Below are 25,085 nucleotides of genomic sequence, written 5' to 3' on the forward strand. Positions count from 1 at the left end.
GGGTGAAATATGAAGGTAGCATCTGTTATTATATCAAATTCATCTAGGGAAGTAGATAGGGGATTTGACTATTATATTCCAAGTGAATTAGAAGAATTTATAGAAAAAGGTTCAAATGTAATTGTTCCCTTTGGTAAGTATAATAACTATATAGAGGGGTATGTAGTAGATATAAAAGGCGAGAGTAGTTTTGCTAGTGGAAAGCTAAAAAAAATCGCAGATATTTCTGATGAGGATTTAAATATAGAAAATGACCTTTTAGATCTTGCAAAATATATTAAAAATAAATATCTTTGTACTTTAAGTGAAGCATTAAAGTTAATGATTCCACCTAAAAAAGCCGTTAAACAGGTAGTATTTATAGAGTATGTAAAAGCAAATGATAGTCTTACTAAAAAGCTTAAAGAAGTTTTAGAAATTATAGAAATGCATAAAACTATAACATTTGAAGCTCTAAAAAAAGAAGCCAGTTATAAGATAAAAACAGGAGATATACTTTCTCTTGAAAGGATAGGGTGTATTAAATATACTAGAGATTTTATAAAGAAAAGTAATAAAAAAGAGATATCAGTTTACTCTTTAAAAAGTAATGAGGAAGCTTTAGAGTTTCTAAACTTTTCATCTAGCAAAGCTAGGAAACAAATAGAGCTGGTAAAGTTTTTGCTAGATAGTAAACAAAGGTATTTTAGTATACCAGAGCTAGTAGATAAATTTTCTACATCAAATTCTATTGTTAGATCATTAGTAGAAAAGGGAGTATTGATTAAGTCTCAAGAGGAAATAGACAGATCACCTATTACAGAAGACTATAAGTATGGTAGATTCTCTCTGACTGCTGATCAAGAATATGCAATAAATACAGTAATTGAAAACTTTAAGTATGGTAAGAGAACAGTTTTAATTCACGGAGTTACAGGTTGTGGAAAAACAGAAATATACCTAAACTTGGTAGAAAAGTTTATTAGTGAAGATTATGGTTCTATTATTATGGTTCCAGAAATAGCTTTAACCCCTCAAACTGTTGAAAGATTCAAAGGTAGATTTGGAGACAAAGTTGCAATTCTACATAGTAGGCTCTCAGATGGTGAAAGGTATGATCAGTTTAGAAAGATAAAAAGTGGATATTATAAAGTTGTAGTTGGTGCAAGGTCTGCAGTTTTTGCTCCAGTTAAAGATTTAAAGTTAATAATAATGGATGAGGAACATGAGTTTTCATATAAATCTGAAAGTAGTCCAAGATATTTAACCCATGATATTGCAAGTTTTAGAATTAAACGTTCTGGGGGTATACTTATACTTGGATCTGCAACACCCTCAATTGAGTCCTATTATAAAGCAAAAAACGGAGAGTATGCACTTATTAAAATTAGTAAGAGGGTTAAAAGCATACCCTTACCAGAGGTTAAGTTAATAGACATGAAAAATGAGTTATTAGTTGGCAATAAGTCTATGTTTAGTAGAGAACTATATACAGGTATAGGGAATAACTTAAAGTCTCATGATCAAACAATACTATTTTTAAATAGGCGTGGACATTCGACATTTGTATCATGTAGAAGCTGTGGCTATGTATGTGAGTGCGAAAGTTGTAGTGTTACACTTACCCTTCATCAAGGAAGTAGAAAATTAAAGTGTCACCACTGTAGTAGGCAGTATGATATACCTAGTATATGTCCTAAATGTAGTAGTAAATATATTAAATACTTTGGTGCAGGAACGGAAAAAGTTGAAAAAGAAGTTGAGAAGTATTTTAGTAATGCTAAAATTAGTAGAATGGATGTAGATACAACAAGGAAAAAAGGATCCTATGAAAAGATTTATAAAGAGTTTAAAAATAGAGAGAAGGATATACTTATAGGTACACAAATGGTATCAAAGGGTATGGACTTTTCAGATGTTACCTTGGTTGGGGTAATTTCCGCTGATATAAGTCTTAATATACCTGATTTTAGAGCATCAGAGAAAACATTTCAGCTTTTAACTCAAGTTTCAGGAAGATCAGGAAGAGGAAATAAAAAGGGTAAGGTAATTATTCAAACATATACTCCCTCTCATTATGCTCTTCAATATGCAATGAATCATGATTATGATGGTTTTTACAATAGGGAAATAGAAATTAGGAGACTTTTAAATTATCCTCCATTTTCAAATCTTATGCATGTTCTGTTTACATGTGAAAATCCTTCTACTTTGGAGGGAAAAGTAAACTATATAGGTGATAAGATAAAAGAAAATGTTAAAAATGAAGACATTGTTGTAATTGGACCATCACCATGTCATCTTTTAAAAATTAAGGATAAATATAGATGGCATATGATTTTTAAAGGAAATGTTGATAGTATTAAAGTTAAGGTTCTTGATTTAATACAAAAAAACATGCAAAATAAAGATATAAACTTTATGATAGATATAGATCCCTATACATTAACTTAAGGAGGAAAAAATAATGGCATTAAGAGAAATAAGAAAAATGGGTGACGAAGTATTAAGGAAAAAAAGTAGAAATGTTGATAAGTTTGATGACAAATTAAGAATACTTATTGAAGATATGATAGAAACTATGAATGCAGCTGAGGGAGTAGGTCTTGCTGCACCACAAATAGGAATACTGAAGAATGTTGTAGTTATAGACATTGGTGATGGTAATGGTGTTTACAAATTAATAAATCCTGAAATTATATCAAGTGAAGGTAGTCAAACAGATGATGAAGGATGCTTAAGTATTCCAGGAGTATTTGAACAGGTTGAAAGACCAAATGTTGTTACTGTTAAAGCACAAGACGAAAATGGTAATGAAATTGTAGTTACGGGAGAAGGGTTTCTTGCTAGAGCATTCTGTCATGAATTAGATCATTTAAATGGTGTATTATTTGTTGATAAAGTTAATAAATAAGGAGGCTCAAATATAATATGAAAGTAGTTTTTATGGGAACTCCTGACTTTGCAGCGTATTCACTTGAAAGTATTGTAAATTTACATGATGTATTATGCGTAGTGACTCAGCCTGATAAACCTAAGGGTAGAGGGCAAAAAATGCAGTTTACACCTGTTAAGGAAGTTGCAGTTAAACATAATATAGAGGTTCTTCAACCAAACAAAATTAAAGAAGAAAAAGAAGTTATAGAATATATTAAAAGCTTAAATCCAGATGTAATAGTTGTTGTTGCTTATGGGCAAATACTATCTAGCGAAATACTTAATATTCCAAAGTATGGATGTATAAATGTTCATGCATCACTTTTGCCTAGTCTAAGAGGTGCAGCACCTATAAACTGGACAATAATTAATGGTGATAGTGTAACAGGAGTTACAATAATGCAAATGGATGAAGGTCTTGATACAGGAGATATGCTTTTAAAGTCAGAGATTACAATTGGAGACTCTGAAACAGCAGGGGAACTTCATGATAGACTTATGAACCTTGGAGGTAACCTTTTAGTTGAGGCCCTTGATAAAATTCAAGATGGCAATATTAAAGGTGAAAAACAAGATAATTCTATCTCATCCTATGCACACATGATGAAAAAGGACCTTGGCCATGTAAATTGGAATGATGATGCAAAGAGAATATACAATCTAATTAGGGGAGTAATTCCTTGGCCAGGTGCATATACTTATTATAATGATTTAGTTATAAAAATTTGGAGTGCATCATATGTCAGTGATGATTTTAATGGCGATATAGGTGAAATTATTAAGGTTGATAAAGAAGGAATACTCGTTAAAGCAAAAAGTGGTGCAATACTAATTAAAGAGCTTCAAAAAATCGGGGGAAAAAGATTAGATGTAGCAAGTTTTCTAAATGGAAATACATTGGCTTCTGGAGAAATACTAAAATAGAGGTGATTTAAAATGTATTCATCTTACATAATTATAGTACCAGCTATAATTTTATCATTGTACGCACAGTTTAAGGTACAGTCAACTTTTAATAAGTATTTAAAGGTACCATCTGTAAGTGGAGAAACAGGTTACAGTGTTGCTAGGCGATTGCTTGACAGTAATGGGTTATATACTATTCCTATAGAGGTTTCTGGAGGAAGATTATCTGATCACTATGATCCAATTTCTAGGGTAGTTAGGCTTTCAGAGGATGTATATTATGGAAACTCACTTGCTTCAATAAGCGTTGCTGCACATGAAACAGGTCATGCAATTCAGCATGCTACATCCTACACACCACTAATGATTAGACACAGAATTTTTAAGGTTGCCAATATAGGATCAAACCTTTCATGGATATTAGTTCTAGCAGGGATATTTTTTCAAGCTTCAAATTTAATACTGCTAGGGATAATTTTCTTTACTTGTGCAGTTGCATTTCAGGTAATAACTCTACCTGTTGAATTTAATGCAAGTTCACGTGCACTTACTATGCTTGAGAAAAATGCTATTCTAAGTAGAGAAGAAGTAAAGGGATCCAAAAAGGTTTTAGATGCAGCAGCACTAACATATGTTGCAGCAGCATTAGTATCAGTTCTAGAGCTTTTAAGATTAATTCTTATCTTTAACAGAAGTAATGACTAGCTAAAGGGTAAAGCCGAATTTTCGGTTTTACCCTTTTAAGTATTATTGATTATATTTCTAGTCAAAAGGAACAATAAAATATATAATTATTTAGTGATAGTTTTTATATATAGATTTATATAAGAAATAAAGTTATATTTATGAATTGGAGGAACGTATGGAGGATAAGGCAAGGTATGTTGCAGTTAAAACACTATTTGATATAGAATCTAAAGGTGCCTATTCTAATCTTAAGCTTAATTATTACTTTAAAAAGTATGAATTAGAGCCTTCAGATAGAGGGTTTTCAACTGAAATTCTATATGGGACGATTAGATGGAAAAAAAGGTTAGACTACATTATAAAAAAGTTTTCTAAAATAAAGATAAAGAAGATATCTGTATGGACTTTATGTTGTATTAGAACAGCGATATATGAAATATATTTTTTAGATAGGGTACCTGATTTTGCAACGGTTAATCAAGCTGTTGAGATGACAAAAGTAAAGGAACCTCGTGATGCATCCTTTGTTAATGGAATTCTAAGGACTATACTTCGAAATAGGGATGAATTTTATAATATAAAAATCCAAAACAAAATTCAGAAAATGGCTGTAGAATATTCACAGGAGGAATGGTTTGTTCAAAAACTTATTAAAGACTTCGGTGAAAAGACAGCAAAGAATATAATGGAAAAAAGCAATAAAACTCCAATGCTGACTTTAAGAGTAAATACACTTAAAACTTCTAGGGAATATCTTTCAGATATTCTAATTGAAAAGGGCTGCAAAGTAGAGCTTGGAAAAGTGCAGGATTCTATTAAAGTTAAAGGCCTAAGTTCCCTAGAAAAAAGTGAAGAGTTTCTAAATGGTTTATTTACTGTTCAAGATGAAAGTTCAATGCTAGCAGCTATTTGTTTATCACCAAATGAAGGAGATAAAGTAATAGATTTATGTAGTGCCCCAGGTGGAAAATCCACATATATGGCTCAGATTATGAAAAATATTGGAGAGATTAATTCCTTTGATATACATGAACACAAGTTAAATCTTATTAAGGACTCTGCTGAAAGACTTGGAATAAACATTATAAAAGAAAAGCTATTTGATTCAACTATTTTTAACGAAGAGTATTTAGATTATGCGGATAAAGTATTAGTAGATGTTCCATGCTCAGGACTTGGAATAATTAGAAAGAAACCTGAGATAAGATGGAATATAAAAGAAGAGGATATTATTTCTCTTACAAAAATTCAAAGGGAAATTTTAAAAAATGCATCTAAATATGTAAAGCCAAAGGGAGAAATTGTTTATAGTACCTGCACAATTACAAAGGAAGAAAATGAAGACATTATTGAAGATTTTCTTAAGGAAAATAATAATTTTGAGATGGTAGATATATCAGAGTTTGTTCCTTTTAATATTGATTCTGCAAAAAAAGGATATATAAAGCTTCTTCCAGGGATTTATGATACAGATGGTTTCTTTATTGCAAAACTAAGAAGAAAAAGGTGATTTAGTGGATTTAAGAAATTTAACAATTGATGAAATAAAGTCTTATTTAGAAACTATAGGAGAAAAACCATTTAGAGCAAAGCAAATATTTAAGTGGGTTCATCGATCAATTGAAAATATTGATGAAATGACAGATCTATCAAAAGATCTAAGAGAAAAGTTGAAAAATGACGTTTATATATGTAATATGAATATTGTAGGCATGGAAGAATCCAAGGTAGATGGAACAAGAAAATATCTTATGGCAATGAAGGATGGAAATATTATTGAATGTGTTTTTATGAGATATAAGCATGGAAATTCAATTTGTATTTCAACTCAAGCAGGGTGTAGAATGGGATGTACTTTTTGTGCTTCTACTATTGGAGGTAAAAACAGAGATTTAACATCTGGGGAAATGATTGGTCAAATATTAAAGGTGCAAAAAGATACAGGAGAGAGTATATCTAATATTGTTCTTATGGGAACTGGAGAGCCTTTTGATAACTATGAAAATGTTATGAAGTTTTTAAAGCTTGTTAATTCAAAGGAAGGGCTTAATATAGGGATGAGACATATTACGATTTCTACCTGTGGCCTTGTACCTGAAATCAGAAGACTAGCAGATGAAAATAACCAAGTAACCTTAGCGATATCTTTACATTCTCCAAATGATGAACTTAGAAGAAATATAATGCCAATAGCTAAAAAGTATAGTTTAGATGAATTATTAGATGCATGTAGATATTATATTAATAAAACAAATAGAAGAATAACCTTTGAGTATTCTTTAATAGATGGTGTAAATGATCATTTAGAAAATGCAAGGGAACTTTCTGCCTTACTAAAAGGACTGCTATGTCATGTAAATTTAATTCCTATAAACTTAGTAAAGGAAAGGGATTATAAAAAGTCTCAAAAAGAGAGAGTGGAAGCTTTTAAAAACATGCTAGAAAGTAGAGGCATTGAAGTTACTGTTAGAAGGGAGCTAGGTAGTGACATAGAGGCGGCCTGCGGACAGCTAAGAAGACAGTATCTTAAAGAGCTGGACTAATGAGGTGATTTTAATGATAGTTAAAGAAATTACCCATGTTGGAATGGTAAGAGATATAAATGAGGATAGTATACTAACATTTAAAAATGATGAATTTTATCTCTTAATTGTAGCAGATGGCATGGGGGGGCACAGTGGAGGAGAAATTGCAAGTGAAATTGCAGTGACCTCTATTAAAGATTTTATAGAAAATAGTTTTTCTGTATATCCTAATAAAGAGGAACTTATTAGGGAAGCTATTTTGCTAGCTAACAAAAGAATATATGAAAAATCTTTAAATGATTCTGATTTAAAGGGAATGGGAACGACGATTACAATTTCTCTTATACTAAAAAATGATGTTTATATAGGACATGTAGGTGATAGTAGGGCATATCTATTAAAAGGTGAAATAATGCATCAAATCACAGAAGATCATTCTTATATAAATGAACTTTTGAAAAAAGGTGCAATAACAGAAGAAGAAGCAAAGGTGCATCCAATGAAAAATATAATTACAAGAGCGGTAGGAACTGATAGGTATATAGTTATTGATACATATGAAGGTAGCCTAAATAAAGGAGATACCTTAATTATGTGTAGTGATGGTCTTACAAGACACGTTACTGATAATGAAATATTAGAAATAGTCAAAAGTGAAGATAATCAGGTAGAAAGTCTTTTGAATCTTGCAAATGCAAGAGGGGGAAAGGACAATATTTCTATTATCGTTGCTAGAAAGGAGGATTACGATGCATAACTTTGACAGCAAAAAACTAGGTAACAGATATACTTTACTTGAAAAAGTAGGGGATGGGGGTATGGCATTAGTATATAAGGCTAAATGTGAGCTCCTAAATAGAAATGTAGCAGTAAAAATATTAAGACCTGAATACATGTCAGATGAGGATTTTGTAAAGAAGTTTAAAAGTGAATCTCAGGCAGTTGCAAGCTTATCTCATCCTAACATAGTAAATGTATATGATGTAGGAAATGAAGACGGAATAAGCTACATAGTAATGGAATACATTGAGGGGATAAACTTAAAGGACTATATAAAAAAGCATGGGAGTTTAAGTTATGATGAAACTTTAAATATAGTAAAGCAGATAGCAAAGGCTCTAGAACATGCACATAAAAATGGAGTAGTTCATAGAGATATAAAGCCCCATAATATTCTTATAACTGATGAAGGGGTAGTTAAAGTTGCTGACTTTGGTATTGCAAGAGCCGCAACAAGTTCAACAATGACTAATACAAAAACTGTTTTAGGATCTGTTCATTATGTTTCTCCTGAACAGGCAAAGGGGAGTTTTACTGATAACAGAACAGATATATATTCACTTGGTATAGTTATGTATGAACTTTTAACAGGAAAGGTTCCCTTTGATGGAGAAAGCCCTGTAGCTGTTGCAATTAAACATATTCAGGAAGAAATAAAAAATCCATCAGAAATAAAGAAAGATATTCCAGAGGGTGTTTGTGACATACTAATCAAGTCAACACAAAAGGATCCTTTGAAAAGATATGTTTCGCTTACAGATATGATAAAAGATATTAATATTATTGAAAAGAATCCAAGTTTAAGAGTAGGGCTGTCAGCAGATATTGATGAAAGTACAAGGGTTATTCCTATAGAAGAAATAGAAAAAGCTATGCAGGGACATACTGTTAAAATCAATACATCAAGTTATAATAGGGTTGATGAACCTGAGGATTTTGATGATTATGAGGAAGATGACTTCGAAGATGAATATGAAACAAGTAGAAAGTTAAAGATTAAAGAGAAGCCAAAGCTAAAAGGTGGTAAAAAGAAAAAGTTAGCGGTTGCTACATTTGGATTAGTGGCTACTTTACTAATTGTTCTTATTGGGGGTTTCGCACTTTGGACTAGTACTACTCCAAAGGATGTTGTTATTCCTAAGGTACAGGGTTTAACTGAAGGAGAAGCTGTAAAATTACTTCAAGGAAAAAAGCTTAATGCTGAGGTAACAAAGGTTAAAAGTGATAAACCAGCAGGTGAAGTTGTTTCTGTTTATCCAAATGAGGGAATGCAAGTTAAAGAGAAAAGCACGGTAAAGATAACAGTTAGTGAAGGTAAAACCCTTGTAAAGGTACCTAATCTTAAAAAGTTAACTATTGAAGAGGCAGAGGCAGAACTTAAAACAGTAGGTCTTACAATTGGTAAAGTAACAGAAAGATATAGTAGCTCAGTAGATAAAGGTGCGATTATTTCGCAATCAATTGATTCTAATGAGGAAGTAGAAGAGGGAAGTGAAATTAATATAGTTGTAAGTCAAGGTGAAAAGGAAAAGTATTCAAGAGTGCCATCATTAGTAGGCAAGACTTTATCAGAAGTTAAAGCGGCTCTAAAAAATGCTGGATTAGATATTGGTAGTGTAAAATATGGATCAGATTCAAATTACCCTGACAATGTTATAATTGAACAAAGTGTTTCAGAGGGAACTTCACTTAAACAAGGCAGTTCAGTTGATATACTAGTAAATAAGATAGTTGAAAATCAATCACCTGATAATGAGGATAATACTGACAATACAGGCAATACAGATAATAAAGATAACTCCAATAAACCTAATAAAGGGAATAAGCCTAACAAAGGGGATAATGGAGGAAATAAAGAGAATGACACAAGTAACACTGAAAATGGGACTTTACCTAATGGAGAAACAAATAATTAAATTATGAATCAGTATATTTTGTAATTTTGTAAGGAGATGTTTATGAACCAAGGAGTAATTGTAAAAGGAATAGCAGGTTTTTACTATGTAAGAGTTGAGTCGGGAGAAATAATAGAGTGCAGTGCTAGAGGGAAATTTAGAAAGTCTAAACTAACTCCACTTGTTGGAGATAGAGTAGCAATTAGTATGATAGATGAAACCCACGGCACAATAGAAGAGATAAAAACTAGGGAATCTCTATTAATTAGACCAAATGTTGCAAATGTAAATCAGGCAATAGTTGTATTTGCTCTAAAGGATCCAGATATTAATTATACTCTTTTAAATAAGATACTTATAGTTATTGAGCACTACGGAATAGATGCTACAATTTGTTTGAATAAATCTGACCTTGATGACTTTGAATTTGAAAAAGTTAAAAAGATTTATAAAACTATAGGATATGATGTTTTAAAAGTAAATGCACTAACTGGTGAGGGGATAGATGCCTTAAGAGAAAAACTTAAAGGCAAGATATCTGTATTTGCAGGACCTTCAGGTGTAGGGAAATCTACAATATCTAATAATATTCAAAAGGATATTATTATGGAAACAGGAGGTCTTAGCAAAAAAATAAGTAGAGGAAAACATACAACTAGACACGCACAATTAATTGAAGTGTCAAATGATACCTATATAGTTGATACTCCTGGTTTTTCATCAATTGATTTAAGTTTTATAAAAGCTGATGAACTACAATACGTATTTAAGGAATTTAAAGTAGGCGAGTGTAAGTTTTCATCATGTTTACATCATAAAGAAATAGGATGTAAAATTAAAGAAGATCTAGAAAATGGATTGATTCCACAGGAAAGATATACAGCATATATAAATATTTTAGAAGAACTTCAAGACAATAGGAGGGGCAATAGATGATAAAATTAGCACCATCAATTCTATCAGCAGATTTTTCAAATCTAATAGAGGATGTAAAAAAAGTAGAGGATGCAGGGGCACAGTATCTCCATATTGATGTTATGGATGGACATTTTGTACCTAATATAACTATAGGACCACTTGTGGTATCATCATTAAGAAATAAATCAAAAATGATCTTTGATGTACATTTAATGATTGAAAATCCAGAAGCTTATGTTGAAGACTTTGCAAAGGCAGGAGCAGATATTATATGTATCCATGTAGAGGCAACAAAGCATGTTCACAGAGTAATTCAAAGAATAAAAGAACTTGGAGTAAAGGCCGCTGTTGCTCTTAATCCAGCAACTGATCTTAGTACAATAAACTATATTTTAGAAGATGTTGATATGGTTTTAATAATGAGTGTAAATCCTGGATTTGGAGGACAAAGCTTTATTCCATCAGCAATATCAAAAATAAAGGAGCTTAAGTCTATAATTGACTCTAGAGGACTAAATGTAGATATTGAAGTAGATGGCGGTATAAAATTAAGTAATGCAAAGGAAATTATAGAAGCTGGAGCAAATATACTAGTTGCAGGATCAGCTGTTTTTGGATCAGAAAATGTTTCAGAAACTGTTGTTGAGTTTTTAAATAAGGGTAAATAAAATGAAAGCGGTTATATTAGTAAATGGAAATATAACTTCATCTTCAAAAATTAAGGATGTATGTGAAAATTCAGATTACATAATAGCTGCAGATGGAGGGGCTAATATAGCCTATAAAGAAGGTTTATTTCCAGATTATATAATAGGAGATATGGATTCAATTAGAGAAGATATTCTTGAATATTTTAAAAGTCTAGGAAGTAAAATTGAAAAATATCCTAGTGAGAAAGATTATATAGATACAGAACTCTGTCTTAATAAGGCACTACAGATTGGTGCTACTGAGGTTATTTATTTAGGTGGAATTGGTGATAGACTAGATCATAACCTTGGAAACATACATTTGCTATATAACACAATAAAGAAGGGCATATCAGCATCAATCGTTTCTGAAACAGCAGAGGTATATATATGTAATGGATTTCTACAGGTAGATGGAAGTATAGGAGATACAGTATCTATAGTTCCGCTTTTTGAAAATATAAAAGGGATAACTTTGAAAGGTTTTAAATATCCACTTAATAATGCAAGCTTTGATTTTGGGTCTGTTTTCGGAACTTGTAATGAACTTTTAAGTGAAAGTGCTTCTATAGAAATTAAAGAGGGATGTTTAATTGTTATAAAACAATTAAATGTATAAAGGTTTCCTTAAGTGTCAACTAAACTGTTTGTTTGCATAGAATAATAGTAAGACGCTTAGGGGACTTTTTTTATTTAGAGTAAGGGGGAGGAATGATGTCAAGGAAAAAATTTATAAGATGTCTTTTTAGAAATTGGCTTGCACCTTCACTGTGTCTTATAGGATTTGGCATGATACTTGCTATAATAATTCCATTTTGGCTTTGGATATTAGTAGCAGGAATTGGACTTATATCCTATGGCATATGGCAATATCTCTGTTAAACTAAAAAAAAATGTGCTGTTAAGCACATTTTTTTATTAAAGAGCTCTTTGAACCTTACCTGAACGTAGGCATCTTGTACAAACGTACACTCTCTTAGTAGTTCCATCGATAACAGCCTTAACTCTCTTTAGGTTTGGCGCCCAAGTTCTGTTTGACTTACGATGTGAGTGGCTATATTGAATACCAAATGATAATCCCTTATTGCATACTTCACACTTTCTTGACATATATAACACCTCCTTACATCCTATGACGAATAAATACCTCATACAAACATATATATCTTATCATAATGTATGATGGGATTGCAATAAATTTTATGACATAATATATTATATATATATATTACCACTTTGTAAAGGTAAATTACTTTACAGCTTACAGTAAAAATATAATTTAGCTTGAAGAAATTACATCTTTAATATAGAATTATATAAAGTACTTTTTGTTAAAAGAAGTATTCCCTTTAAAAAAATTTAGGGAGGTTATGCAAATGGCGATAATAACAAATACTGAATTTGGTTTAATTGAGTACAGTGATGAGGTACTTGCAAATATAGCAGGTGTTGCTACAACGGAATGTTATGGAGTTGTAGGTATGGCATCAAAAAGAGTTAGTGACGGATTTTGGGAACTTTTAAAAAAGGAGAATCTAGGTCGTGGCGTTAAAACTACACTAGAGGAAGATTCTATAAAGGTTGAAGTATATATAATTGTTGAATATGGCACAAGGATTTCTACTGTAGCGGATAATATTATACAAAAGGTTAAGTATACGGTAGAATCTTTAACAGGTTTAAACGTATCTAAGGTAGTAGTAAACGTTCAAGGTATTAGAGTATAATCTAGGAGGTACAGACATTGAAATACACTACGTTAAGTGGGCAGCTATTAAAAGAAATGCTTATTAATGGTGCCTATGAACTAGAAAATAATAAGGAATATATAAACTCCTTAAATGTGTTCCCAGTTCCAGACGGAGATACAGGAACGAATATGTCAGCAACTATAATGTCAGCTGCTGAAGAGATAAAAGCTGCAGATGATACTATAGAGTCAGTTGCAAATGCAGCATCTATGGGATCTCTTATGGGAGCACGTGGGAATTCAGGAGTTATTTTATCACAGCTTTTAAGAGGAATTGCAAAAAAGCTTAAAGAAAGTGATGAGATTGATACTGACGTTTTTGCAGAGGCACTTAATGAAGGGGTTGCTACTGCATATAGAGCAGTTATGAAACCAACAGAGGGTACTATTTTAACTGTTGCTAGAGAATCAGCAGAAGAATCAATGCTTTACGCACAGGAAATCGAAGACTTCGAAGACTTTTTAGTTAAGGTACATGAAAAGGCAGAGGAGACGCTTTCGAGAACACCAGATATGCTTCCAGCACTCAAACAAGCAGGAGTAGTAGATGCAGGTGGAAAGGGTTTATGTCTTATATATCTTGGAATGATAAAAAGACTTCAAGGAAAGATACTATCTAAAGATGAAGGTACATCTATTAAGCAAGAGGTGAAAGTAGATAAAACTTCAGTTATTTCAAATGAAATTGAGTTTGGATATTGTACTGAATTTTTTATAAAGACTAAGAATCAAAACCCTGATGACTTTAAAAATGAAATTTTAAATTTTGGGGATTCTTTAGTAGTTGTTGGAACTGAAGAATTAATAAAGGTACATATTCATACAAATAGGCCTGGAGATGTTATTAATAAGGCTATGAAACTTGGAGAGCTTTCTAAAATTAAAATAGATAATATGAGAGAACAACATGAAAGTATTATTTCTAATGAATCAGAGGAGAACTTCCATGAAAAGAATTCTGTCTCTTTAGACAAGGTAGTAATAGAAACAGAAAAAGAATATGCAATGGTTGCAGTTGCCGCAGGAGATGGTATTGTAAATATACTTAAGGATCTTGGGGTAGACTTTGTTATTGAAGGTGGACAAACAATGAATCCAAGTACACATGATATATTAGATGCAATTAATTCTGTAAATTCTAATAATGTGTTTGTTTTCCCAAATAACAAAAATATCATTATGGCTGCAGAGCAGGCAAGGGAAATCTCTGATAAAAATGTTATTGTTATACCAACAAAAAGTGTACCTGAAAGCATAACTTCAATTATATCATTTAATCCTGAGTTAAGCTTAGAAGAAAATATTTCAGAGATGAATGAAGTTATAGGGAGTGTTAAAACTGGTCAAATAACCTATGCGGTTAGAGATACTGTTTTTAATGATGTTGAAGTTAAAGAAGGAAATTATATAGGTATTTCAGCGGGTAACCTTATTAATTCAGGAGAGAGTTTAAAGGAAACTGCGAAGAATCTCGTAGATTCAATGGTAGATGAGGATAGTGAGATTATAACTATATTCTATGGAAATAATACTTCTGAAGAAGAGGCATTTGAGGTAGAAGGATATATACAAGAAAAATGTCCATCTGCTGAAGTAAGTGTTAATTATGGTGGACAACCTATATATTACTATATATTATCAGTTGAATAAAATTAAATTAGGCTATATAAGGGGTATGCTTTTTAAAGTGTACCCTTATAAATTTATACGAAAAATCTTTAATAAGGTGATGAAGATGGAAATTAATAAAATTAAAGGAGTAGGAGAAAAAACAGAAAAGGCATTATCTTCAATTAATATATATGCTTTAAATGATCTTTTTAATTATTTTCCTAGAGACTATGAATTTAGAGGTGAAAGTAAAAGGGTTGCAGAAATGATAAATGGAGAAATGGCATCCTTTATAGGAGAAGTGTATGCTTTTCACCCTTATAAAAAATATAGTAAATTTAAAGGATATGGGAAGATAGTATTTAAAAGTGAAGATGAGTATATTACAGGAGTGTGGTTTAATCAACCATATATATATAAGTCCTTTAAAGTAGGTGAAAAGGTATTTTTATATGGAAAGGTTGAAATATATAACTCCCATGTAGAAATGAAGGAAATACAGCATAGTAAGTTAGATGATAATACTTTAAGAAAAATATATCCTATATATCCTTTAAATAAGAACCTAACCCAAAGTACTTTAAGAAAATTAATTTTAGAAGGATTAAAGTATAAGCATGAAGAAATTATAGAATTTTTGCCAAATGAAATTTTAAAAAAGTATAATTTAATGGATTTGATGAATGCCATAGATAATATACATTTTCCAAAGGATAAGGATTCATTAAACTTTGCAAAAGAAAGAATAAAATTTAATGAATTACTTATACTAAATCTTGCTGTGCTAATGGCTAAAGAGGAATTTTCAAGAGATGAATTAGGAACAACGGTTTTAATTTCTAAAGAATTAGTAAATTTAAAAAATTCCCTTCCATTTAGTTTAACTAATGCACAATCAAAAGTAACTAGAGAAATACTTACAGATATGAAATCAAGCACTCCTATGAACAGGCTAGTTCAAGGTGATGTTGGATCAGGTAAAACAATGGTTGCAATTATAGCAATGTTTAATGTAGTGAAAAATGGATATCAAGCAACTATGATGGCACCTACAGAAATACTCGCAATGCAGCATTATGAATCTATTACAAAGACTCTTAATGGATTTGATATAAATGTTCAAATAATAACTGGAAGTACAACAAAAAAGCAAAAGAAAATCATATTAGATGCTATAAAAAATGGTGAAATAGACATATTGATTGGAACCCATGCACTTATAGAAGATAATGTAGAGTTTAAAAACTTAGCACTTGTTATTACAGATGAACAGCATAGATTTGGAGTAAGACAAAGAGCTAAACTTGTTAATAAGGGGAAAAATCCACATGTATTAGTTATGACAGCAACACCAATCCCTAGAACACTAGCTATTTTTATGTATGGTGATATGGATATTTCTATAATAGATGAACTTCCACCTGGAAGACAAGAAATTGAAACATATCACATAGATTCCTCGAAAAAAGAAAGGGCATTTTCTTTTATAAAAAAACAAATTAACAGTGGTAGACAATGTTATATTGTTTGTCCGTTAGTTGAGGAATCAGAAAAACTAAGTTTAAAATCCGTAGAAGAAATGATTACAGAGTTAGAGAATAATTATTTTAAAGGATATTCTATAGGACTTCTACATGGTAAAATGAAGTCAAAGGAAAAAGATTTAGTAATGGAAGGATTCAAAAGTGGTAGTATTCAATTACTTGTGTCTACTACAGTTATAGAAGTTGGTGTAAACGTTCCAAATGCTAGCGTTATGTATATCGAAAATGCTGAGAGATTTGGGCTTTCTCAACTTCATCAATTGAGAGGAAGAGTTGGAAGAGGAGAATACAAGTCATACTGCATTTTATCATCTGATTCTAAAACAAAAGAAAGCAGAGAAAGAATGAAGATAATGACATCTACAACAGATGGATTTATAATTGCAGAAAAAGATATGCAGCTTAGAGGATTTGGAGAGTTTTTTGGACTACGTCAACATGGGATTTTTCAATTTAAAGTAGCAAATCTTTTTAAAGATATTGAATTGTTAAAGCAAACTAGAGAGATTGCAAAGGATATTATTAATAGTTGTAAATTAGAGTTAGAAGAATATAAAGAGCTTGGTTTAGAAGTAAGACTTAAGTACTTTGAGGAAATTGATAAAGGATCTTTTAATTAGTATACTAGCTATTCCTAGATTTTCCCCTTTTATATTAAAACTTCCTTGTTTAAAAGTCGAATTTTGGGGTAAATTAATACTACAAAATCAAATAGGAGGTGCATATAAAATGGCAAGATCAAATAGAAATAGAGTACTAATACCAGAAGCAAAGAGTGGTTTAGACCAATTTAAAATAGAGGTAGCTAGAGAGCTTGGAATAGAAAACTATGATCAAATTGATAAGGGTAACCTTACATCAAGACAAAATGGATACGTAGGTGGAACTATGGTTAAGAAAATGGTTGAAGCCTATGAAAATGGATTAGCAGGAAAGTAATATTACTATAATCCTAAATATATACAAGTTAAATTTATTGAGGCATAAATAAAAGATTTTATTTATGCCTCAATTATTTTATTGGAATGCTAAAGTTATTTTCTATGTATACTTTCTAGATTAAGATAATAAAGGTTTAAAAGGTATTATTTACAATGAATTTACAAAGGTTTTTTGGGTAAATTAATATTACAAAGATGAAAAACATCTTTTGAAAATAAATTAATAGGAGGTGCTCAATATGAGTTCAAACAATAATTCAGGAAGAAACCAAGTACTAGTATCTGAAGCAAAATCAGGATTAAACAGATTTAAGGTAGAGGTTGCAAGTGAACTAGGACTTTCAAATTATGATCAAATTGATAAGGGTAACCTTACATCAAGACAAAATGGATATGTAGGTGGAACTATGGTTAAGAGAATGGTAGAAGCTTACGAAAACGGTCTAGCTGGAAAGTAATTAAATAAAAAATAGAGGAACTAGAATATTCTAGTTCCTCTATTTTTGTGTATATATATTTATAGTAATACCAAAAATTACATCTAAACTTAGGATAAAATGTTGAATATAAAAACATTATCTGGGCAAATTAATATTACAAAGATGAAAAACATCTTTTAAAAATAATATTATAGGAGGTGCTTAATATGAGCACAAACAGTAGATCAGGAAGAAATCAAGTACTAGTATCTGAGGCAAAGTCAGGACTAGATAAATTTAAACTAGAAGTTGCAAATGAAATAGGACTTTCAAACTATGACCAAATAGACAAGGGTACTTTAACATCAAGACAAAATGGATATGTAGGTGGAACTATGGTTAAGAGAATGGTAGAAGCTTACGAAAATGGTCTAGCTGGAAAGTAAAATTAATTTTATAATTAATTAAATTTAAATAAAAAGAAAAGGAGTAGAAAGAAATTTCTATTCCTTTTCTTTTTATTTTGCTCTACTCTATGCTATATTTATATATATTATTAAGATTACAGAAACTACTTTATAATATTAGGAGGAGCTTTTATGAGAATAATTTCAGGAAGTGCTAAAGGAAGAAAAATAAAAACACCTGATGGGTTAGATACTAGACCTACATCAGATAGGGTGAAAGAGTCTGTCTTTAACATTATTTTAAGATATGTTTTTGACGCAAATGTTTTAGATTTGTTTGGAGGAACAGGTAATTTAGGACTTGAAGCTTTAAGTAGAGGTGCAAATCAATGCATTTTCGTTGAACAAAATAAAAAAGCCTATAATACTTTAAGAGAAAACATAAGTGATTTAGGGTTTGGAGAAAAAGCAGTTACATACAATAAAGATTCATTTAGTATACTAAATCAGCTAGCTATTGAAGGTAAAAGTTTTAACTTAATATTTTTAGACCCTCCATATGGGAAAGGATATGTTGAAAAGTCTATTGAGGAAATTGATAAATTAAATCTTTTAGAGGAAGATGGTTTAATTGTTAGTGAGTATGATAATGTTGACAATGTATCTGAAAAAATAGGTAACTTCGAAGTTTATAGGACTGAAAAATATGGAAGAGTTAGAATCTCGTTTTGGAGAAAGGAGATAGGAAATGAATAAGATTGCTGTTTATCCAGGTAGTTTTGATCCTATTACAAATGGTCATTTAGATATAATTTTGCGTACAAGTAATATTTTTGATAAGGTTATAGTAGCTGTTCTTGAAAATCCTGATAAAAAGTCACATTTATTTACCGCTGAAGAAAGAGTTAACCTTATAAAAAAGGTTACTAGTAATATACCTAATATAGAGGTAGAGTCATTTGAAGGACTTTTAGTAAACTATGTAAAGAAGAAAAATTCTAGTGTAATAATTAGAGGCCTTAGGGCAATATCAGATTTTGAGTATGAATTTCAAATGACCCTTATGAATAGAAATCTAAATCCTGATATAGAAACATTTTTTATGATGACGAAAACAGATTATTCCTATCTAAGCTCTAGTGTAATAAAGCAAGTTGCACATTTTGGAGGAGGAATAAAGGGCCTTGTTCCAGATGCAATTATAGATGATATATATAATAAAATAAAGGAAAGTAACTAGGAAAGGTATCCTAGTTACTTTATTATTTTGATTTATTAATTATAAAACCAAGTGAATTGAATATAAGAATCAGTACTAAAAATATTAATAGTGAACTGGTTAATAGATTACCTTCAATAGGTTTATATGTAGATATTGTTTCTGTAGTAAATAAATTTATCTTAAGAAATAAGTAGCAGATTAAAGCTGAAAATGCACCATGGGTTACTTTGAAGAATATGTATTTTTTCATATTTAATTTAAATTTAGAAAGTATACCAGATACCTGGCCAACAACTGCGAGTCCGCTAAAAGCAATTAGAAAGCTTAACAATATAAGTTTTGTGTTAAAAGGAGTTGAGGATATAGAAATAATCTTACAACCATTTGACACCTCTATCAGTGATTCTAAAAGAATAATAATGTTAGATACTAGTGTAGAAGAGAGGACTCCTAGACTATTAAGAACACTTGTTAAAAAGTCAAAAAAGTTAATGTTTTTAATGAGTTCTACAATTACACAAAATAATATAATATATCCCCCTATGTATCCACAGGTTATAAGTGATGTTTTTATTCCCTTAGATATAATATCTTCATCTAATTTTCTAAGGCCGAGTTTTGAACTTGGACCTAATGAAGAGAACGACCCTTTAAACAGAAGTCTTGAAAATACTCCATTAATAATTGCACCAAGTATATGTGATATAAAAAGTATGTATCCTGCTAATGTACTACTTAGCATTCCTGTACCAACTGCTCCAATGATAAAAAGTGGACCAGATGTGCTACTAAAAGTAAGTATTTTCTCTGCTTCCATCTTAGAGATCTTACCCTCATCAAGTAACGTAGAAACAATTCTAGCACCTGATGGGTAGCCAGCAAATATACTCATAATAAAAGTGTAGGCTCCATAACCCGAGGTATTAAATAACTTTTTAGCAATAGGTGAAAATAAAATTCCAATGTTCTCAGGAACTTTAAGTGAGGACAGCATGTCATTAATTATAAAGAAAGGAAGAAGGGAAGGAACCACTATAAAAAGCCAAAGATTTATTCCCTCCTTCGCTGCATTAAGAGAATCATTTGGATATATTATCAGAAGTATTAGCAAAAGACCTAGTAAACAGGTAATACTAAATGTTCTATATTTTTTATGTAGCAAAAGCAATAAGAAAAATATTAAAGATATAATAAAAAAAACTTCCATAGTCACTCCTTTAAAATACTCTCTATATAGTATGAGTATTTTAAAGATTATATGAAAAAATCAATTCTTAATGTAAATAGGAGGTGTTTTTAAATCTTTTTTCGAAGTCTTAAAGTCTATATTTGAATATGCAAGTGAGTATATATCACTTGATAATATATCGTACTTTAAAGAATCTATATCCTTTGAATTTGGCATAGATATAATAGGTAGAGAAGATGTTTTCTTAATTTTACTTAGGATTTCACGTCCCTTTTCATTAAAGCCTAGAACTCTAACGTATGTTGGTTCGAAATAATTTTTATAAACATCCCTTGTAATTCCAAATAAAGCATACAAAAGTATTCTTTGAATTCTAGTTTTAGGATATCTTTTACCCGAAACTTCATTTATCAAGGAGACTACATCTGAAAAGTTTTCGCTTGCCTTTTTTATTTTGTTTTCCAGCCCCTCAGATACATCTACTAAAGATTCTAAGTAGTCAACAGTACATTCCCTAAGTTTATACATAATAATATCAGAAAAGCTATTAAGGCTTACTGGACCAAGGCCTTTTTCAAAGTCTTTACTTAAGAGATCAAAATTTTCATAGGGCATAGCATTTTTTATATCATGTATGTTTAAAATATTATTTCTAATCGATGTTGCACTTGATATTTCACCGGTAAGATTTATTTCTTTGTATGAATTGTTAATTCTCTCAATAGTTACAGGTTCTATTCTACTATTAAGTTTAAGTAATGCCTTTAAATATTCTACTGATAAAATATTATTTGAGTAAGAAATAAAGTTTAAATCTTTAAGATTATGAGTATAATCTTTTATGTATTCATTTAGTGCATATTGTCTAGCACTTGGGAAAGAAATTCCTGCATCTAAGTACTTAGTGAGAATATTTTTGTACTCTAAGGGTTCATTTACAAGAATTTTAGCAATAAACTTAAGTGACTCTAGGGATCCTTCTTCACTTCCAAAACAAATATTATCAACAATGTTAAGTGAATCGAGTATCTTTACAGATGAATAACAAAAGCCCTCTGCGCTAGAAATACTATTAATAAATGGAAGTTCTATTACTAAATCTACACCTTGATTTAAAGCCATTTCAGCTCTTGTCCATTTATTAACAATCCCAGGCTCTCCTCTTTGAACAAAGTTACCACTCATAACAGCAATTAGATGAGAACAAGAGGTTGTATCCTTTGCTTTTTTTATATGATAAATATGTCCATTATGCATTGGGTTGTATTCAACAATAATGCCGCAAACCTTCATAAATAGGCACTCCTAACTATTATTTTAATTTTCTATATAAAAGATATATTATAATATAAATCACAAAAAGAAAAGTGTATAAGTAGCTAAGTGAAAAACGTGTTAAAAATAATACAAACTGTGCAAAATAACTATAGTGTTTTTACACAAATATAGTATAATTAAATTACAATAGAAAATTTGCAAAATAGGGTTTTATAAGATAATTTTAACTAATTTAAAGATAAGGGGATGTACAAAATGGGTCTTATAGAAAGAATAAGAGAAAAAGCTAAAACCGAAAAGAAGACTATTGTTTTGCCAGAAGGAAATGAAAGGAGAACAATAAAGGCTGCACAAATCATACAGCAAGAAGGGATAGCAAATATTATTCTTTTAGGAAATGAAGTAGAAATAAAAAAGATTGCAGAGGAAGAGAAGGCTGATTTAAATGGAATTGAGATATTAGATTATTTAAATTCTGAAAAGTTTGAAAAATATGCCGAAGAATTTTATGAACTAAGAAAACATAAGGGAATGACCATTGAAAAAGCAAGGGAAACACTAAAGGATGAGATTTACTTTGGAACAATGATGGTTAAAGATAAAAAAGCAGATGGATTAGTTTCAGGTGCTATTCATTCTACTGGAGACCTTCTAAGACCAGCTCTTCAAATAATTAAAACTGCAAAGGATGCAAAAATTGTATCAAGCTTTTTTGTAATAGAAGTTCCAAATTGTGAATATGGTGAAGATGGGGTATTCTTCTTTTCAGATTGTGGAGTAAATACTGACCCAAATGCAGAGGAGCTTGCATCTATTGCACTTTCAACAGCAAAATCAGCAATTGGCCTTGCAGCAATTAAACCTAAGGTTGCTATGCTTTCGTTTTCAACTATGGGAAGCGCTAAAAGCCCAAGTACTGAAAAAGTTATAAAGGCAACTGAAATAGCAAAAGAAACACTTCCAGAAGATGTTCTGATTGACGGTGAAATACAATTGGATGCTGCAATTGACAAAAATGTTGCTAAGATAAAGGCTCCAAACAGTAGTGTAGCAGGTAGAGCAAATATACTTGTTTTTCCCAACCTAGATGCAGGAAACATTGGCTATAAGCTAGTACAAAGACTTGCAAAAGCAGAGGCTATAGGACCTATATGTCAAGGATTTGCAGCACCTATTAACGACCTTTCAAGAGGTTGCAATGTAGATGATATTGTAAGTGCTGTTGCAATAACCGCTGTTCAAGCTATGGATATGTCATCTAAATAAATTTTTTAAAAGCAAGGGAGATGTTTATCAATGAATGTGTTAGTTATTAACTGTGGTAGTTCATCACTAAAATATCAGCTAATCAGCATGGAAAAAGAAGTGGTAATGGCTAAGGGATTAGTTGAAAGAATAGGGATTGAAGGATCAATTTTAACTCATAAACCTGAGGGAAGGGATAAGATAAAGATTGAGGAGTCAATGAAGGACCATACCGACGCTATTAGATTAGTTTTAGAGGCCCTTGTTAATGAAACCTACGGTGTTATTAAGGATATGTCAGAAATAGGAGCTGTAGGACATAGAGTTGTACACGGAGGAGAAAAGTATTCAGAATCTGTTCTTATAGATGATGAAGTTATGAGAGCTCTAGAGGACTGTACATCACTAGCACCACTACATAACCCACCAAATTTAATAGGAATTAATGCATGTAAAGATCTTATGGGAAATACCCCTATGGTTGCAGTGTTTGATACAGCATTTCACCAAACAATGCCTGACTATGCATTTACATATGCCCTTCCATATGAGTTATATGAAAGTCATGGAGTAAGACGTTATGGATTCCATGGTACTAGTCATAGATTTGTTACTGCAGCTGCTGCTAATATGCTTGGAAAGAACGCAAAAGAACTTAAGCTAATTACTTGTCATCTTGGAAATGGTGCAAGTCTTGCAGCAATAGATGGAGGAAAGTCAGTTGATACAAGTATGGGCTTTACACCACTTGAAGGTCTTGTGATGGGGACTAGATGTGGAGACATAGACCCTGCAATAGTTACATATATCCAAAGAGTACTTGGAGTATCAAATGAAGAAGTTGATAATATTGTAAATAAGAAGTCAGGAGTACTTGGTATTTCAGGAATTAGTAGCGATTTTAGAGACATTGAAGAAGCTGCTGAAAAGGGAGATAAGAGGGCACAACTTGCACTCGATGTTTTCCACTATAGAGTTAGAAAATACATTGGATCATATGCTGCTGCTATGGGAGGAGTAGATGCTATTGTATTTACTGCAGGGCTTGGAGAAAACTCCCCTGAATCAAGATGCGAAATCTGCAAGGGATTAGAGTTTCTTGGAGTTAAATTTGATGAATCAAAAAATAACTTTAGAGGTAAGGCGGAATTTATATCAGCAGATGATTCTAAGGTTAAAGTTATTGTTATACCTACAAATGAAGAATTGATGATTGCTAGAGATACTAAAGAAATTGTTTGTGGATAATTAGAGACAAAAACTAAAATAATACTCTAGTATATACTAGAGTATTATTTTAATTTAATCTTGACTTTTGCCTTGCGAGTTTATATAATTATGCTTGGCACTTAATTAGAGGTGATACTATGAAAATTGATGTATCTAAATTATTTAGAAAAAAAGTGCAAACGCTTCCTTTTGAAGTTACTTCTCAGCTATCTACCATAGACAGAGACGAACTTAAAATATCCTTAAATTCGCCATTAAACGTTAAGGGTAATGCGTATTTCGATGGGGAAGTGGTTACACTTGTTGGAACTATTACTACCATTCTAAAAATGCAATGTTCTAGATGTTTAACGGAATTAGATTATCATATGTCTATAGAATTTGAAGATGAATTTTCGAAATTTGACTTTAGTGAAGATAGATATTTAATATCTGAGGAAGAAACAATTGACTTAACGAATATGGTAACGGATAATATGATATTACATTTACCTGTTAAAGTAAATTGTGATGAGAATTGCAAAGGTTTATGCCCTAAATGCGGCAAAAATTTAAATAAAGGTTTGTGTAGTTGTACTTTAGAGGATGTAGATCCAAGACTTGAGGTACTAAAGAACCTTTTTAAAGGTGACTAAGGAGGTGTTACAATGGGAAATCCAGCTAGAAAGCAATCAAAGGCTAGAAGAGATAAAAGAAGAGCAAACACTTGGAAACTAGAAGCTCCAGGAGTGGTAGAATGCCCACAATGCCATGAAGCTAAGCTTGCTCACAGAGTATGCGGAAACTGTGGATTCTACAAGAATAGAACTGTAGTTGAAAACTAATCATTGATTTTAAAAAGAAAGTCTAAAAAGACTTTCTTTTTTTGTACGCGAAGTTTTGAGTTTTCTTCTTAAAAAGTTGATAAAATATAAAAAATAAATTATAGTAAAC

The 25,085-nt window shown here is 31.1% G+C and carries 27 protein-coding genes; 24 read left to right on the forward strand and 3 right to left on the reverse strand.

All coding sequences use genetic code 11. The features are described from left to right. Nucleotides 1-9: 9 nt before the first annotated feature. From priA to CLCY_RS13905, 12 genes are all read left to right on the forward strand, one after another. Nucleotides 10-2,433: a primosomal protein N' gene (priA, locus tag CLCY_RS09465; RefSeq protein ID WP_048570885.1), complete on the forward strand. Its 2,424-nt coding sequence runs from the start codon at nt 10-12 to the stop codon at nt 2,431-2,433. A 13-nt stretch (nt 2,434-2,446) separates the two neighbouring features. Beyond that, entirely contained in the window at nt 2,447-2,893 is a 447-nt protein-coding gene (def, locus tag CLCY_RS09470) for a peptide deformylase (protein ID WP_048570886.1), read from the forward strand. A gap of 17 nt (nt 2,894-2,910) precedes the next feature. Next, nucleotides 2,911-3,840, forward strand: coding sequence for a methionyl-tRNA formyltransferase (gene fmt / locus CLCY_RS09475; RefSeq protein WP_048570887.1), 930 nt, complete (start codon nt 2,911-2,913; stop codon nt 3,838-3,840). Between the two features lie 12 nt (nt 3,841-3,852). Continuing rightward, on the forward strand, nt 3,853-4,527 hold the full coding sequence (locus tag CLCY_RS09480) for a zinc metallopeptidase (RefSeq protein ID WP_048570888.1): 675 nt from the start codon (nt 3,853-3,855) through the stop codon (nt 4,525-4,527). A 157-nt stretch (nt 4,528-4,684) separates the two neighbouring features. Then, complete coding sequence (rsmB, locus tag CLCY_RS09485; protein WP_048570889.1) at nt 4,685-6,019, forward strand: 16S rRNA (cytosine(967)-C(5))-methyltransferase RsmB; 1,335 nt, start codon at nt 4,685-4,687, stop codon at nt 6,017-6,019. A 4-nt stretch (nt 6,020-6,023) separates the two neighbouring features. After that, a complete protein-coding gene (rlmN, locus tag CLCY_RS09490; RefSeq protein WP_048570890.1) occupies nt 6,024-7,052 on the forward strand; it encodes a dual-specificity RNA methyltransferase RlmN in 1,029 nt (342 codons plus the stop codon). 13 nt (nt 7,053-7,065) lie between these two features. Next, nucleotides 7,066-7,791 carry a Stp1/IreP family PP2C-type Ser/Thr phosphatase gene (locus tag CLCY_RS09495; protein ID WP_048570891.1) on the forward strand — a complete coding sequence of 242 codons (726 nt, stop codon included), beginning with the start codon at nt 7,066-7,068 and terminating at the stop codon, nt 7,789-7,791. Next, entirely contained in the window at nt 7,784-9,730 is a 1,947-nt protein-coding gene (pknB, locus tag CLCY_RS09500) for a Stk1 family PASTA domain-containing Ser/Thr kinase (RefSeq protein ID WP_048570892.1), read from the forward strand. Before CLCY_RS09495 ends, pknB begins: the two co-directional genes overlap by 8 nt. A 42-nt stretch (nt 9,731-9,772) precedes the next feature. Beyond that, nucleotides 9,773-10,645 carry a ribosome small subunit-dependent GTPase A gene (rsgA, locus tag CLCY_RS09505; RefSeq protein WP_048570893.1) on the forward strand — a complete coding sequence of 291 codons (873 nt, stop codon included), beginning with the start codon at nt 9,773-9,775 and terminating at the stop codon, nt 10,643-10,645. After that, nucleotides 10,642-11,295 (forward strand): ribulose-phosphate 3-epimerase, encoded by a 654-nt coding sequence (gene rpe, locus CLCY_RS09510; RefSeq protein WP_048570894.1) that lies wholly within the window; start codon nt 10,642-10,644, stop codon nt 11,293-11,295. Before rsgA ends, rpe begins: the two co-directional genes overlap by 4 nt. A gap of 1 nt (nt 11,296) precedes the next feature. Further along, nucleotides 11,297-11,935, forward strand: coding sequence for a thiamine diphosphokinase (locus CLCY_RS09515; protein WP_048570895.1), 639 nt, complete (start codon nt 11,297-11,299; stop codon nt 11,933-11,935). A 95-nt stretch (nt 11,936-12,030) separates the two neighbouring features. After that, nucleotides 12,031-12,198, forward strand: a complete 168-nt coding sequence (locus tag CLCY_RS13905; RefSeq protein ID WP_200899973.1) for a hypothetical protein — start codon at nt 12,031-12,033, stop codon at nt 12,196-12,198. A gap of 36 nt (nt 12,199-12,234) precedes the next feature. Here the strand turns inward: CLCY_RS13905 and rpmB are convergent, their stop codons facing one another. Then, nucleotides 12,235-12,426 carry a 50S ribosomal protein L28 gene (gene rpmB, locus CLCY_RS09520; protein WP_048570896.1) on the reverse strand — a complete coding sequence of 64 codons (192 nt, stop codon included), beginning with the start codon at nt 12,424-12,426 and terminating at the stop codon, nt 12,235-12,237. A gap of 266 nt (nt 12,427-12,692) precedes the next feature. Between rpmB and CLCY_RS09525 the strand changes: the two genes are divergently transcribed. From CLCY_RS09525 to coaD, 8 genes are all read left to right on the forward strand, one after another. Further along, on the forward strand, nt 12,693-13,043 hold the full coding sequence (locus tag CLCY_RS09525; protein ID WP_048570897.1) for an Asp23/Gls24 family envelope stress response protein: 351 nt from the start codon (nt 12,693-12,695) through the stop codon (nt 13,041-13,043). Between the two features lie 17 nt (nt 13,044-13,060). After that, nucleotides 13,061-14,716 (forward strand): DAK2 domain-containing protein, encoded by a 1,656-nt coding sequence (locus tag CLCY_RS09530; protein ID WP_048570898.1) that lies wholly within the window; start codon nt 13,061-13,063, stop codon nt 14,714-14,716. Nucleotides 14,717-14,795: 79 nt separating this feature from the next. Further along, nucleotides 14,796-16,841 (forward strand): ATP-dependent DNA helicase RecG, encoded by a 2,046-nt coding sequence (gene recG / locus CLCY_RS09535; protein ID WP_278336155.1) that lies wholly within the window; start codon nt 14,796-14,798, stop codon nt 16,839-16,841. A 109-nt stretch (nt 16,842-16,950) separates the two neighbouring features. Beyond that, complete coding sequence (locus tag CLCY_RS09540) at nt 16,951-17,160, forward strand: alpha/beta-type small acid-soluble spore protein (protein ID WP_048571163.1); 210 nt, start codon at nt 16,951-16,953, stop codon at nt 17,158-17,160. Between the two features lie 241 nt (nt 17,161-17,401). Further along, complete coding sequence (locus CLCY_RS09545) at nt 17,402-17,620, forward strand: alpha/beta-type small acid-soluble spore protein (protein ID WP_048570900.1); 219 nt, start codon at nt 17,402-17,404, stop codon at nt 17,618-17,620. Between the two features lie 188 nt (nt 17,621-17,808). Beyond that, on the forward strand, nt 17,809-18,027 hold the full coding sequence (locus CLCY_RS09550; RefSeq protein WP_048570901.1) for an alpha/beta-type small acid-soluble spore protein: 219 nt from the start codon (nt 17,809-17,811) through the stop codon (nt 18,025-18,027). Between the two features lie 153 nt (nt 18,028-18,180). Next, entirely contained in the window at nt 18,181-18,744 is a 564-nt protein-coding gene (gene rsmD / locus CLCY_RS09555) for a 16S rRNA (guanine(966)-N(2))-methyltransferase RsmD (protein ID WP_048570902.1), read from the forward strand. After that, nucleotides 18,737-19,228, forward strand: coding sequence for a pantetheine-phosphate adenylyltransferase (gene coaD / locus CLCY_RS09560; protein WP_048570903.1), 492 nt, complete (start codon nt 18,737-18,739; stop codon nt 19,226-19,228). Before rsmD ends, coaD begins: the two co-directional genes overlap by 8 nt. A gap of 22 nt (nt 19,229-19,250) precedes the next feature. Here coaD and CLCY_RS09565 read toward each other — a convergent pair whose 3' ends face one another. Continuing rightward, a complete protein-coding gene (locus CLCY_RS09565) occupies nt 19,251-20,417 on the reverse strand; it encodes a hypothetical protein (RefSeq protein WP_048570904.1) in 1,167 nt (388 codons plus the stop codon). 60 nt (nt 20,418-20,477) lie between these two features. Then, complete coding sequence (locus tag CLCY_RS09570; RefSeq protein ID WP_048570905.1) at nt 20,478-21,692, reverse strand: nucleotidyltransferase; 1,215 nt, start codon at nt 21,690-21,692, stop codon at nt 20,478-20,480. Between the two features lie 240 nt (nt 21,693-21,932). On the opposite strand from CLCY_RS09570, the gene pta reads away from it, so the two are divergent. The 4 genes from pta (at nt 21,933) to rpmF (ending at nt 24,976) form a co-directional block, all read left to right on the forward strand. Then, a complete protein-coding gene (gene pta / locus CLCY_RS09575; RefSeq protein ID WP_048570906.1) occupies nt 21,933-22,943 on the forward strand; it encodes a phosphate acetyltransferase in 1,011 nt (336 codons plus the stop codon). Between the two features lie 30 nt (nt 22,944-22,973). Beyond that, on the forward strand, nt 22,974-24,170 hold the full coding sequence (locus CLCY_RS09580) for an acetate/propionate family kinase (protein ID WP_048570907.1): 1,197 nt from the start codon (nt 22,974-22,976) through the stop codon (nt 24,168-24,170). A 119-nt stretch (nt 24,171-24,289) separates the two neighbouring features. After that, nucleotides 24,290-24,787, forward strand: coding sequence for a YceD family protein (locus tag CLCY_RS09585; RefSeq protein ID WP_048570908.1), 498 nt, complete (start codon nt 24,290-24,292; stop codon nt 24,785-24,787). 12 nt (nt 24,788-24,799) lie between these two features. After that, on the forward strand, nt 24,800-24,976 hold the full coding sequence (gene rpmF / locus CLCY_RS09590; protein ID WP_048570909.1) for a 50S ribosomal protein L32: 177 nt from the start codon (nt 24,800-24,802) through the stop codon (nt 24,974-24,976). The last annotated feature ends 109 nt before the right edge of the window (nt 24,977-25,085 follow it).

Source organism: Clostridium cylindrosporum DSM 605, from assembly GCF_001047375.1.
GTDB lineage: Bacteria > Bacillota > Clostridia > Clostridiales > Caloramatoraceae > Clostridium_AB > Clostridium_AB cylindrosporum.

What these genes read in the sequence shown, in the direction of transcription:
- priA (WP_048570885.1), top strand. Translation starts at nt 10, where the DNA reads ATGAAGGTAGCATCTGTTATTATATCAAATTCATCTAGGGAAGTAGAT.
- def (WP_048570886.1), top strand. Translation starts at nt 2,447, where the DNA reads ATGGCATTAAGAGAAATAAGAAAAATGGGTGACGAAGTATTAAGGAAA.
- fmt (WP_048570887.1), top strand. Translation starts at nt 2,911, where the DNA reads ATGAAAGTAGTTTTTATGGGAACTCCTGACTTTGCAGCGTATTCACTT.
- CLCY_RS09480 (WP_048570888.1), top strand. Translation starts at nt 3,853, where the DNA reads ATGTATTCATCTTACATAATTATAGTACCAGCTATAATTTTATCATTG.
- rsmB (WP_048570889.1), top strand. Translation starts at nt 4,685, where the DNA reads ATGGAGGATAAGGCAAGGTATGTTGCAGTTAAAACACTATTTGATATA.
- CLCY_RS09495 (WP_048570891.1), top strand. Translation starts at nt 7,066, where the DNA reads ATGATAGTTAAAGAAATTACCCATGTTGGAATGGTAAGAGATATAAAT.
- pknB (WP_048570892.1), top strand. Translation starts at nt 7,784, where the DNA reads ATGCATAACTTTGACAGCAAAAAACTAGGTAACAGATATACTTTACTT.
- rsgA (WP_048570893.1), top strand. Translation starts at nt 9,773, where the DNA reads ATGAACCAAGGAGTAATTGTAAAAGGAATAGCAGGTTTTTACTATGTA.
- rpe (WP_048570894.1), top strand. Translation starts at nt 10,642, where the DNA reads ATGATAAAATTAGCACCATCAATTCTATCAGCAGATTTTTCAAATCTA.
- CLCY_RS09515 (WP_048570895.1), top strand. Translation starts at nt 11,297, where the DNA reads ATGAAAGCGGTTATATTAGTAAATGGAAATATAACTTCATCTTCAAAA.
- CLCY_RS13905 (WP_200899973.1), top strand. Translation starts at nt 12,031, where the DNA reads ATGTCAAGGAAAAAATTTATAAGATGTCTTTTTAGAAATTGGCTTGCA.
- rpmB (WP_048570896.1), bottom strand. Translation starts at nt 12,426, where the DNA reads ATGTCAAGAAAGTGTGAAGTATGCAATAAGGGATTATCATTTGGTATT.
- CLCY_RS09525 (WP_048570897.1), top strand. Translation starts at nt 12,693, where the DNA reads ATGGCGATAATAACAAATACTGAATTTGGTTTAATTGAGTACAGTGAT.
- recG (WP_278336155.1), top strand. Translation starts at nt 14,796, where the DNA reads ATGAAGATGGAAATTAATAAAATTAAAGGAGTAGGAGAAAAAACAGAA.
- CLCY_RS09540 (WP_048571163.1), top strand. Translation starts at nt 16,951, where the DNA reads ATGGCAAGATCAAATAGAAATAGAGTACTAATACCAGAAGCAAAGAGT.
- CLCY_RS09545 (WP_048570900.1), top strand. Translation starts at nt 17,402, where the DNA reads ATGAGTTCAAACAATAATTCAGGAAGAAACCAAGTACTAGTATCTGAA.
- CLCY_RS09550 (WP_048570901.1), top strand. Translation starts at nt 17,809, where the DNA reads ATGAGCACAAACAGTAGATCAGGAAGAAATCAAGTACTAGTATCTGAG.
- rsmD (WP_048570902.1), top strand. Translation starts at nt 18,181, where the DNA reads ATGAGAATAATTTCAGGAAGTGCTAAAGGAAGAAAAATAAAAACACCT.
- coaD (WP_048570903.1), top strand. Translation starts at nt 18,737, where the DNA reads ATGAATAAGATTGCTGTTTATCCAGGTAGTTTTGATCCTATTACAAAT.
- CLCY_RS09565 (WP_048570904.1), bottom strand. Translation starts at nt 20,417, where the DNA reads ATGGAAGTTTTTTTTATTATATCTTTAATATTTTTCTTATTGCTTTTG.
- CLCY_RS09570 (WP_048570905.1), bottom strand. Translation starts at nt 21,692, where the DNA reads ATGAAGGTTTGCGGCATTATTGTTGAATACAACCCAATGCATAATGGA.
- pta (WP_048570906.1), top strand. Translation starts at nt 21,933, where the DNA reads ATGGGTCTTATAGAAAGAATAAGAGAAAAAGCTAAAACCGAAAAGAAG.
- CLCY_RS09580 (WP_048570907.1), top strand. Translation starts at nt 22,974, where the DNA reads ATGAATGTGTTAGTTATTAACTGTGGTAGTTCATCACTAAAATATCAG.
- CLCY_RS09585 (WP_048570908.1), top strand. Translation starts at nt 24,290, where the DNA reads ATGAAAATTGATGTATCTAAATTATTTAGAAAAAAAGTGCAAACGCTT.
- rpmF (WP_048570909.1), top strand. Translation starts at nt 24,800, where the DNA reads ATGGGAAATCCAGCTAGAAAGCAATCAAAGGCTAGAAGAGATAAAAGA.